This is a genomic window from Urechidicola sp. KH5 (genome assembly GCF_054661455.1).
In genome coordinates this window covers 546,530-557,781 of record NZ_BAAFSW010000002.1, presented here as the reverse complement: position 1 = coordinate 557,781, position 11,252 = coordinate 546,530, and the positions used below count along the sequence as shown (strand labels likewise).

The 11,252-nt window shown below is 33.5% G+C and carries 7 protein-coding genes and 1 tRNA gene; 4 read left to right on the top strand and 4 right to left on the bottom strand.

The window, feature by feature from the left end:
• Positions 1-68 precede the first annotated feature (68 nt).
• From ACYQ5R_RS07135 to ACYQ5R_RS07120, 4 genes are all read left to right on the top strand, one after another.
• Positions 69-3,233: a SusC/RagA family TonB-linked outer membrane protein gene (locus ACYQ5R_RS07135; RefSeq protein ID WP_460190231.1), complete on the top strand. Its 3,165-nt coding sequence runs from the start codon at positions 69-71 to the stop codon at positions 3,231-3,233.
• Positions 3,234-3,249: 16 nt separating this feature from the next.
• Positions 3,250-4,971: a RagB/SusD family nutrient uptake outer membrane protein gene (locus ACYQ5R_RS07130; RefSeq protein ID WP_460190230.1), complete on the top strand. Its 1,722-nt coding sequence runs from the start codon at positions 3,250-3,252 to the stop codon at positions 4,969-4,971.
• 166 nt (positions 4,972-5,137) lie between these two features.
• A complete protein-coding gene (locus ACYQ5R_RS07125; RefSeq protein WP_460190229.1) occupies positions 5,138-6,538 on the top strand; it encodes a sulfatase-like hydrolase/transferase in 1,401 nt (466 codons plus the stop codon).
• Positions 6,538-8,073: a sulfatase-like hydrolase/transferase gene (locus ACYQ5R_RS07120; RefSeq protein ID WP_460190228.1), complete on the top strand. Its 1,536-nt coding sequence runs from the start codon at positions 6,538-6,540 to the stop codon at positions 8,071-8,073. Before ACYQ5R_RS07125 ends, ACYQ5R_RS07120 begins: the two co-directional genes overlap by 1 nt.
• 291 nt (positions 8,074-8,364) lie before the next feature.
• Here ACYQ5R_RS07120 and ACYQ5R_RS07115 read toward each other — a convergent pair whose 3' ends face one another.
• The 4 genes from ACYQ5R_RS07115 to ACYQ5R_RS07100 all read right to left on the bottom strand — a co-directional run bounded on the left by ACYQ5R_RS07115 (position 8,365) and on the right by ACYQ5R_RS07100 (position 11,175).
• Positions 8,365-9,126 (bottom strand): LuxR C-terminal-related transcriptional regulator, encoded by a 762-nt coding sequence (locus ACYQ5R_RS07115; RefSeq protein ID WP_460190227.1) that lies wholly within the window; start codon positions 9,124-9,126, stop codon positions 8,365-8,367.
• A 46-nt stretch (positions 9,127-9,172) separates the two neighbouring features.
• On the bottom strand, positions 9,173-9,934 hold the full coding sequence (locus ACYQ5R_RS07110; protein WP_460190226.1) for a hypothetical protein: 762 nt from the start codon (positions 9,932-9,934) through the stop codon (positions 9,173-9,175).
• Positions 9,935-10,027: 93 nt separating this feature from the next.
• Positions 10,028-10,102, bottom strand: a tRNA-Pro gene (locus ACYQ5R_RS07105).
• A 362-nt stretch (positions 10,103-10,464) separates the two neighbouring features.
• Positions 10,465-11,175 carry an NUDIX hydrolase gene (locus ACYQ5R_RS07100; RefSeq protein WP_460190225.1) on the bottom strand — a complete coding sequence of 237 codons (711 nt, stop codon included), beginning with the start codon at positions 11,173-11,175 and terminating at the stop codon, positions 10,465-10,467.
• Between the last annotated feature and the right edge of the window lie 77 nt (positions 11,176-11,252).

Here is an 11,252-nt window from a genome sequence, read left to right as displayed (position 1 = left end):
AGAAAAGATAGTTTTCTTTTCTTAAAACTATAGAACTAAACGAAATCTATTAACTAACTTAATTAATTATGGAAAAACTACTGAACTCTTCAGTTTATTCTAAATATAAGAATAAGCTAATTATGTGTTTAGTACTTACGTGTATCATGTTTACTGCAGATACAATGTATGCTTACAAAAACGCTAATATTTCTATTAAGGAAAAAGCAGCGATACAACAACAAATATCTGGTACTGTTGTCGATGATGCCGGAGCACCTTTACCAGGTGTTAGTATTTTAATTAAAGGTACAACCGATGGAACTCAAACTGATTTTGACGGAAACTTTACAATTAATGCAAACACTGGAGATGAACTTGAATTTTCATTTGTGGGCTTCGAAACTAAGGTTGTTACAGTAGCAAATCAAACTCTTTTAAATGTAACTCTTGCCGAAAGTACAAGCCAACTAGATGAGGTTGTAGTTGTAGGTTATGGTCAAACCTTAAAAACTGATTTAACTGGAGCAGTTGGTACAGTTAAATCAGAAGCTCTTGTTCAAGCGCCTACATCAACTGCGACAGAACTATTATCGGGTCGTGTTGCTGGTTTAATTACAAAACAAAACACGGGTGTACCAGGTAACGATGCTACCACTATTAATATTCGTGGTTTTGGTGATGCTTTAGTATTAGTTGATGGAGTTCAAACTTCAATGGACAGAATAGATCCGAATGATATAGAAAGTGTTTCTGTATTAAAAGATGGTGCCGCTGCAGTTTATGGTTCTCGAGCTGGTAACGGGGTTGTTCTAGTAACTACCAAAAGAGGTAAATTAGGAAAAGCTAAAATTACCTATCACGGTAACACCAGTTTCCAATCACCTGTTAAAGAGCGTACCTATGTTAATTCTTGGCAGTACGCTACTTTGATTAGAGAGGCTGATTTAAACGGAAATGGAAGCTTAGACGATACCTATACTCAAGAAGATGTAGATAAATTTAAAGCTGGAAATGTACCAGGATATGTAAACCAAGATTGGAATGATGCAGTATTTACTCAAAATGTTCCTATGACACAGCACAACCTAAATGTAAGTGGAGGTAGCGAAAATGTAAAATACTTTGCTTCTGTCGGTTTATTAGACCAAGAAAGTGCATATCGTTCAGGAGATTTAAGCTTCAGACGTTACAACTTACGTTCAAACTTAGATGCTAAAATCAGTGAAAAATTATCATTTGGAGTAGACATCTCTTACAGACGTGAAGATAGAGATCAACCAGCAACAAATCCTAGTGATATGTACAACAGATTACAAACGGCACAACCCGTATACTCTGCGTTTTTACCAGACCCAACGAGAGCTGCTTTTTCAGGATTTAATACCAGAAGTCCATACGCTGCTACAGATAAAAGTTTTGGTGGATTCAATGAGGATATCAGAGAGTTCCTAAATGCAAGAGTACAGTTAAAATTCAACATTACGAATGATCTAGTTGCAAAAGGTGTCATAATGTATGAATCATTAAATTCATCAAGAAAAGCATTGAGAAAACCTTATGATGTATGGGATTATGACTATGAAAATGATGAGTATTTATATCAAGGTACTGCTCAAGGAAGAAGCAGTATTACTGAAGATTATAGAAAACGAATTCAGTTCTACCCTCAATTTTCTTTAGAATATAAAAAGAGTATCAACGGGCACAACATTAACGCTCTAGGTTTAGTTGAAACAATTGAATTTAAAGACGATGCAATACAAGCAAGAAGATATGATCTGATTTCTACTGATATTCCTTACTTAGGATCAGGTGATAAAGAAACTGCCGAAAACAGTGGTAATGCTAGTTCTTCTGGACGTATGAGTTATGTGGGAAGGGTAAACTACAACTATAAAGGTAAATACTTCTTAGAAGCTACTATGAGAGCAGATGCAACCGGAGAAAAATTTGATCCAGATAATCGATGGGGTTATTTCCCAAGTGTTTCTGGTGCATGGAGACTATCTGAAGAGAACTTTTTAGCAAACTCTAATTCAGTAGATAATTTAAAATTAAGAGCTTCTTTTAGCCAAACAGGTTTAGATAACGTAGGAAACTTTAGATTCTTAACTGGATATTCAATTTCAGAAAATGGAACTTATTTAATCGACGATAGAACTGGTCAAATCATTTTTACTAACGGCTTACCTAATCAAGAAATAACTTGGTTTACCAATACCTTGTATAATGTGGGTGTTGATGGTAGTTTCTGGAATGGTTTATTAGGGTTTGAAGTAGATGTATTCTACAGATTGACCGAAGGTTTATTTGGTACTAACCAAACGGATATACCTAGTACATTTGGTGCTGCTTTGCCTCAAGAAAATATCAATGATAGAGATGATAGAGGATTTGACATCTTAATCAATCATAAAAATAAAATTGGTAATGACTTTAGCTATAGTATTTCAGGTAATGTTGGATGGGCAAGACAAAAATGGGTAAGTGTTGCTGAAGAAGCCGAAACAGATCCAGATAGAATTAGATTATACCAACAAGAAGGAAATTATACCAATAGATGGATTGGTTATGTATCTGATGGTTTATTTGAAACTCAAGAAGAGATTGACAACTACGCAGTCTATGAATTAGGAAACGGAGCTCCAGGTATTTCAGACATTAAGTATGTTGATTTAAACGGAGACGGCGTGATTGACTGGAGAGATCAGAAAGAGATTGGTACAGGTAGTACACCTGATATTTCTTATGGTTTAGATATCTTCATGCAATACAAAAACTTCTCTGTATCTGCATTATTCCAAGGTGCCGGATTATTCAATATGAATATTGCTGGTGCGGCGCGAGGCGCTTTTTCAAATGCATCTACACCTTATGATTATCACCTAAAATATTCTTGGAGACCAGATTATGATGATCCAACGGTTAACACAAATCCAATGGCGAGATTACCGAAGATTACCAATAATGGTGTTGCACCAAATAACAATGTAACTTCTGATTTCTGGTTATTAGATAACACGTATGTTCGATTAAAATCATTAAATTTGAACTATTCTATTGACTCTGATGTTGTTAGCAAAATCGGGTTCGATCGAATAGACATTTACGCTGCTGGAACAAACTTATTTAGTTTTAATAATCTAGGAATCTATAAAGATACGTTTGATGCGGAAAGCCCAGCTACACAAAATGGACGCCACTATCCTATTATGAGAACTTATACCTTCGGAGTAAAATTAGCACTATAATTAAAACGAAATAGAAATGAAAAAATTAACATATATAATCTTAGGTATTTCATTCGCATTAACAAGTTGCAATGATGTATTAGACCAAGAGCCATTGGGGTTAATATCTGATGCAAGTGTTTGGCAAGATGAGAATTTAGTAGACACTAAATTAAACCAACTTTATAAGAATTCACTATTCTTAAATCAAGCTGGCCAATCTGGGTTTAATGCCGGATTAGACGGAAATATGGCTGGTGAATTTAGAAATATAGGACCATGGCAAGAGCCTTTTGGTGCATCAACTGGAGATATAGATGAGACTGGTACTCCAGCTGGGGCAGTGCAATATTGGGCATATACGCAAGTGCGTAATTGCAATGAATTCATTGTTAATATGGAAACTATATCTGAATTAGACGCTGATTTTAAATTAGCCAGAATAGCTGAGGCTCGATTTTTAAGAGGCTATGTGTTCTTTCACATGGTTAAACGCTATGGAGGAGTTCCAATAATAACAGAGCCACAAGCAATAGATGCTCCTGCTGAAGAATTATTTGTGTCTAGAAATACCGAAGAAGAAGTTTACAACTTTATTATTTCTGAAATGAGGGCTATTGAAGCTATTTTACCAGATAAAACTACAAACGACGGAACTCCTTCTAAATGGGCAGCAATGGCTTTAAGAAATAGAGCAGCATTATACGCTGGTTCCATTGGAGAATACGGTACTGTGCAATTAGATGGTGTAGTAGGAATACCAGATGCAGAGCCGTTTTGGCAAGAAGCTTATAATACTTCTAAAACTTTGATAGAACAAAGTGGACACTCTTTATACCAAAGACACAGTGATCCAGCAAAAAACTTTCAAGAATTATTTACTGATGAAAATGAGAACCCTGAAGTTATTTTCTCAGAAAAATTTGATGATGAATTGAATGCGCATTCATTCAGTCTATTGGCGATGCCATGGCCGTTCCATGGTGGATGGGGTGCAAACTTCTTCGTATTCTATGACACTGTTGAGTTATTTGATTTTGCTGATGGATCAACTGGTAAAATCGATCGTTCTTTAGTACATAATCAAGAATGGCATGTAGATGATTTCTTTAGAAATCGTGATCCAAGATTTGTTGCATCTGTATTTTTCCCTGAAAGTGATTGGCAAGGTGGCAAAGTATATTTCCATGACAATACAATTAATGCTACGAGCGCACCTCCAGGATGGTCTAATAGAGCCCCAGGAAAAAACAGAAATCAAGCCAACGGTACGGGATTATTGCTTAGAAAACGCGTAGATGAAGGAACCGAATTTCCAATTGGAAATACTGATGATACTGATTATATAGTATTTAGATTAGGAGAGACCTATTTAAATTTGGCAGAGGCTGCATTTCACTTAGGATATACTGATGAAGCTCTAGACGCTATTAACATGATTAGAGCGAGAGCGGGAATGCCAGCAAGAACTAGTTTAACACTTGAAAACATTCAACAAGAAAGACGTGTTGAGTTATTTGCTGAAGACCAAGCTTACTGGGATTTAAGAAGATGGAGAATTGCTGTTGATGTTTTGAATGGAACAAATCTTCAAGGTTTAAAATTTACCTATAACGGTGCAACAGATAAGTATAAAATTCAAATTAGAAGAGGTGCCTCAACAGGACCAAGAGTATTTCAAGAAAAGCATTACTATTTACCAATAACAATAAATAGAGTTGCAGACAACCCTAATTTGGTTGAAAATCCAGGATATTAGTTTTATATCATAATAAGTAGTTAAATTAATTTCAAAGAGCCTAAGATGTTTTATCTGGGCTCTTTTTATCTAATAAATAGATAATTTATACAACCTTTAAATTAATGAATACTACAATCAATAATTTAAATTAATCTATCATAGCACTTTAATTTTATTTCTAAAAATGAGTTTCTCACGACTTCTATTTATTACTCTAATTGCCACTAAATCTTTATTTGGTCAAGTAAAAAATGAGGTGAGTCCAAATATAATTTTGATCGTTGCAGATGATTTAGGCTATGCAGATCTAGGTACTTATGGAAGTAAGCGAATAGAAACTCCTCAACTAGATAAAATGGCCAAAGAAGGTCTACAACTCAATCAATTCTATGCAGCCTCCGCTGTTTGTACTCCCACTAGAGTAAGTATTCTTACCGGCAATTACCCTCTTAGGTATAACGTCTCTCAACATTTTAATGATAAAGAAATGTATCTTGACAATACCATGCTTACCATACCTAAGCTTCTTAATTCAAAAGGTTACAACAGCATGCATATTGGTAAATGGCATTTAGGGGGACTCAATGAAAAACATATACAAAACCGAAAAGAATCTCCTCCAGGGCCTTTACAACATGGTTTTGATCACTATCTTACAATGCTTGAAGATACTTTATACAGAGCTCCCGCTATGAAAGAAAAAAGACTGTATAAAGATGCAGGAAAATATTTGGTTAAAGATGAAAAGAGGTTACCTCCAAATAATGATCATTGGACCTCACTAAAATTTGATGCAGCGAAAAAATATATTGAAGAACAGAATAACTCCAAAAAAACATTCTTCTTAAACCTTTGGCTAGATGCACCTCATGCTCCATATGAGTATTCTACAGATTCTTTAATTGCAAACTATAAACACCGTACTAATGGGCAAGATTTATTATATAGGGCAATGGTATCACAAATTGATAAGGGTGTTGGTGAGATACTCGCTCTTTTAAAAGACTTAGACATTGCCCAAAATACATTGGTAATTTTTACTAGCGATAATGGACCTGCATTTTTGGGTAGTTCTGGTATTTATAAAGGAAGGAAAACTGATTTTCATGAGGGTGGAATTCGAGTTCCGTTTATTGCATGGTGGCCATCTAAAATAGCACCAAATAAAATCTCTAATAGTCTAGCGAATACAATTGATCTTTTACCAACATTTGCAACAATTAGCAATTCAACCATAGAAGAACAACATAAAATTGACGGAATAGATTTAAGTGAATTATTCTTAAAAAATATTGAAGTTGAAGAAAGACCAACAATGTTTTTTCAAATTTCCAATCGTTACAAAAATAATTGGAACTATGTAAATACCATAGATGAACCTATTCATCCAGTGGCAAATCAAATTGCTCGAAAAGGAGATTGGAAATTACTTGCATTAGAAGGAGAATATATTGAACTTTACAATTTAAAAGAAGATCCATATGAACGTTGGAATCTTCTAAACCAATACCCCAAAATTGCTGAGAAATTAGTAACAGAGTTAAGAACTTGGCTAAATGAGCCTAGAAAAGAAAAACCTTATTAATGAAACATTTAACACAACTTAAAATGGCTTTTGCTGCTCTCGCACTTGGTGTATTAATGAGCTGCGAACAAAATTCAGCAACAGAAAAAGAAACGAAAACCCCACCAAATATTCTTTGGATAATGGCAGAAGATATTGGGACTGATTTAGAAATTTACGGAATGCCTGCCGTAAAAACACCTAACTTAAACAAGTTGGCTGAAACGGGTAGTATGTTCACCAATGCTTATGGTACCAATTCCATATGCTCACCTAGTAGATCTAACATGATAACAGGTGTACATCAAAATGTTGCAAATACGCAGCATCATAGATCTAATAGAGAGATTATTTTAAGAGATTCTATTAAACCTATAACTGCCCTATTAAAAGAAGCTGGTTACACCACTATTTTAGGAAGTCCAATTGTTAGAGGTAAAGGAAGAAAAATTGATGTTAATTTTAAACATGAGGCTATTGGAAGTTGGAACGGATCTACAGAATTTGGTCTATTTGACAAATACGATAGTATTCTACCCTCTGATCAACCATTTTTTGCACAAGTTACTTTAAATGTGACGCACAGAGGTGGGTGGTGGAATCAAGTAAGGAATCAATCTGAGCACAAAGTTGATCCTGCTGATGTAGTTTTACCTCCTTATTATGCAGATCATCCAGCAATTAGAGAAGATTGGGCTAAATATTTGGACCAAATTGAATATATGGATAATGAGGTTGGGATGTTGCTAGCAGATCTAGAAGCAAAAGGATTAAAAGAAAATACGATCGTGATTTTTATTGGAGATAACGGCAGATGCAATATTCGCGGTAAAGGCTATTTATACGAACCAGGTATCAACTTGCCTTTAATAGTAAATTGGCCTGCAAGTATGACTGGAGGTAAGGTTGATGAAAGGTTGGTTTCATCAATAGATATTGCAGCCTCAATTTTAGAAGTAGCAGGAGTTGAACTACCATCTTATATGACAGCACGACCATTTATTAATAATGATAATGCGAGTCGAGAATATGTTTATTCTGGTCGAGATTTGTGGGATGAAATCTTAGAGCAGTCAAGAGCAATTACTACGAAAAATTTTAAATACATAAGAAACAACATGCCTGAAGTACCTTATGATGCGCAACAAGCATATCTAGAGTTTTACAGACCTGCTGTTCATATTATGAGAGATTTATATGCTAAAGATGAGTTAAATGAATTACAATCAAGATTTTTTGCTGCTACAAAAGAAAAGGAAGAATTGTACGATCTTGTGAACGATCCTTATGAAACAATCAACCTTGTTGATGATCCAAACTACAAAGAACAATTAAAAGTGATGCAAGGATATTTTGAGGATTGGAATAGCAAAAATCATGATTTTGGATTCGATGAAATAGATTGGGAAAATGCGCCTCCTCCTCCTGGACCAGAAGTTGTTGAATGGTTAAAAAAAGAACGTCCAGATGTTATTGCTAAAATGAAAAAGGGCATTGAACCAAACTATGGTAAACTTAAAAAGGAATATCAAATACAACAAAATAAACAGAAATAACTGTAAATAAAATAAACTAAAAAAACACCAACTTTAATAAGTTGGTGTTTTTTTAATGGATCAATTTGAAACAACTTCTCTAAGATTAAATCAACAAAAAAAGACCACTCATATAAGCGGTCCTTTTTCATTTTTATAACTTTCTTTTTCATATGTATTTTAATCCCCCAATTAAAAACAATAAAAAGTTATATAGTTAAGTTACGTAACTTAACTATATCAAATATACTTTGAATTATCAGAATATACAATACTCAATTTGAGTATTTTACATCAAAAATATTCTCATATTTATAAAATTAATTGATATGACTTAATTAAACCAACCAATTCTCCAGTTGAAGAAACCTTTAATTTTTTTAATATATTTCTTCTATGTGTATCCACAGTGTTAGATGAGATATTCAATTTTGAACTTATCTCCTTACTCGTATAATCAAGAGCAAGCAATCTAATAACATCTCGCTCTCTATTAGACAAACCATCCGTTAATAATCTCTGAGAAAAATTATTAAAATAAACGGTCTCGTATTCATTTTGCTCATTCATCAATTTTGCAGAGGCTGTAATTGGCATAGGTACTTCACCATGTAAAACGGTATAATGAGCTAAACCAATTATTGGCTTATCATGTTCATCAAACTCCAAAGGAGTAGTGTTCTGCACAATATTTACATATGCACCATTCGAATTTATCATTCTATAATTCCAGACATAGGTCATGTTTCTTCGGTCTTCAACCGCTATTTCATTCATCGTAAACTGCATTAAATCTGCAAGAGTTTTTAACCAAATATCAATATCTTCAGGATGAATTTTGCTCCAAAAAAAACGCATCCCTCCATCGACTATTTCTTGTTGTGTATAACCAAGTATTGAGAAGACATTTTTACTGATGTAGTGAAATGACAAATCTCTTGTATTAGTAACACTAAAAAAAGTAGAACTATAAGGTAAAAATCTGTCTAGATCAATAATTTTCTGAATACGACTACTTAGATCAATATGACCATAAGATTTAAATATCTCCTGATAAATTTCTTTAATATCCATTACGGGAAATTGAATAAGAACAAAATATAATAACTAAGTAAATTGATTAAAACGAAAAAACACCTTTTAGTTGTGGGCCAAACGTGTTCATATCATAAGAGAAATAATCTGACCCCTGACCATTATTGTAATCAATATCTAAATTACGATACCCCAAACTCAATCCGAATTTATCGGTGAACTGATATCCTAATTCCAACTGAATCTGCCAAGTAAAATCAGATCCTAATCCAAATCCACCAAAATCTCCACGAGCTTGATAAAACCAATGTTCATTAAAATATCCTTTAGATCTCAATAATATTACAGGATCAAACCACGTTTCGGTAATGCTTCCTGTCAATGGTATAGAGTTCGGAATTTTAGTATTTATAGTCATTCCCTCTTTAATACTAACAACTCTCCCTCCGACACCAATATCTATCCAATCGGTTAAAGATCTCAGAAAGGATACCTCGAACAGTAATTCCTTTAAATCAATTTCCCCATTATCTACGACCAAACCTTCCTCCAGTCCCATTGCCAAATGCATGTAAATAAAGTCAGTACTTATAATCCATTTATTTTTACTGGTTTCAAAATATAGCATTCCTCCAAATTTCAGTTGTCCGAAAATATCAGACGGACGAGCATCTACCTCAACTGGTGGTAACATTCTAATTTTATTTGCACCTTCCATATTCGGAAATAGTAAATAAGGTGCTATTAAATAAGTTCTTTGTTCCGACTCTTCAGTTTTTGATATGTTCTCTTGGCCTAAAAGTGAAAAAGTTGCAAAGAAGCATGAAAGAAAAAAGATATTTTTCATAGCATTATTTTTCTTTAAAAATACAACAGATTTGAATATTTTAAAAATGCTAAAACTTTTCGTATTGTAAAATGGAATCTAAAATTGAAAAAGTCGGGATGAGAGGATTCGAACCTCCGATCTCTGGTCCCCCAGACCAGCACTTTAACCGGACTAAGCTACATCCCGATTTATCGCAGTGAAAGTACTAATTTCTATAAAAAAATACCATTAAAAATGGTGTTTACTTCTAAGATTTTTTTAACCACCTTATCTTTTTTTTAATACTTATTTGATCCCAGTATCTGGAGGTACTACATGATTGCTCTCTTTTGTGTTTTGAGAATTTGCCGTAGTTGATTTAGTAGCACTACATGATATTAAGCAAAAAGCGACCAATAAAATAAAAACTTTTACAATAGCTAAAAAAGCCGTATTGATAAATTAGCACAATGTTTTTTAACAAACATGCAATTTAGATGTCTAATTTTACTGTTTTTATACTATATATTGATAATGTGAAGTTTTTTAATAGCTATTACTATTTATAATCACAATTCAAAGTTATAGCCATTTGCTACGAATTCATCAAATTTGTCTTTATTAAATTTGTAGTAAAAAGCTCCTTTTCTTGAATTAGATTTATCTTTCTCTTCTGTTTTAGTAAGAATATCAAAAGACAATATTTTCTTCCTAAAATTTCTATCATCTACTTTTCTTTGATAGATACTTTCGTAAAGTATTTGTAATTGGGGTAACGTAAATTTCTCTGGCAATAAATTAAATCCAACTGGTCTTCTTCTCACTTTTACTTTTAGTCTTTCAATAGCTAATCGTACCATATCACCATGATCTAATATTAGCTCTGGTATTTCATTCAAACCAAACCAACGTGCATCGTACTTTTCTACAGACTCCTTGTTCATATCGTTTAAACGTATTAGACTATAATAGGCTACAGATATAACACGCGCACCAGGATCACGATTTACATTACTATACGTTTTTAATTCCTCAAAAAATACGTTATCTAAGCCAGTAGATTCATTTAATACTCTTTGAGCGGAATCTTCAAGACTCATATCGTTTTTTATAAACGAACCTATTAAAGACCATTCTCCTTTTAATGGGGCTACCTTTCTCTTAAATAATAATAGTTTAATTTCTTTTGAATCAAATCCAAATACAACACAATCTACAGCCAACAATATTTTATCTTGACCTGCATATACATATTCCATATCGTGCTGTGTAATGTTCATAACATTCGTCATTTATAAATGAAGTAGTTATAGCTTTTATAGCTAGTTAGTTTTTATTTAGACAACAAATCAACATC

Excerpts from the sequence above, each read along its gene's own strand:
- ACYQ5R_RS07135 (WP_460190231.1), top strand. The coding sequence starts at position 69 with ATGGAAAAACTACTGAACTCTTCAGTTTATTCTAAATATAAGAATAAG.
- ACYQ5R_RS07130 (WP_460190230.1), top strand. The coding sequence starts at position 3,250 with ATGAAAAAATTAACATATATAATCTTAGGTATTTCATTCGCATTAACA.
- ACYQ5R_RS07125 (WP_460190229.1), top strand. The coding sequence starts at position 5,138 with ATGAGTTTCTCACGACTTCTATTTATTACTCTAATTGCCACTAAATCT.
- ACYQ5R_RS07120 (WP_460190228.1), top strand. The coding sequence starts at position 6,538 with ATGAAACATTTAACACAACTTAAAATGGCTTTTGCTGCTCTCGCACTT.
- ACYQ5R_RS07115 (WP_460190227.1), bottom strand. The coding sequence starts at position 9,126 with ATGGATATTAAAGAAATTTATCAGGAGATATTTAAATCTTATGGTCAT.
- ACYQ5R_RS07110 (WP_460190226.1), bottom strand. The coding sequence starts at position 9,934 with ATGAAAAATATCTTTTTTCTTTCATGCTTCTTTGCAACTTTTTCACTT.
- ACYQ5R_RS07100 (WP_460190225.1), bottom strand. The coding sequence starts at position 11,175 with ATGAACATTACACAGCACGATATGGAATATGTATATGCAGGTCAAGAT.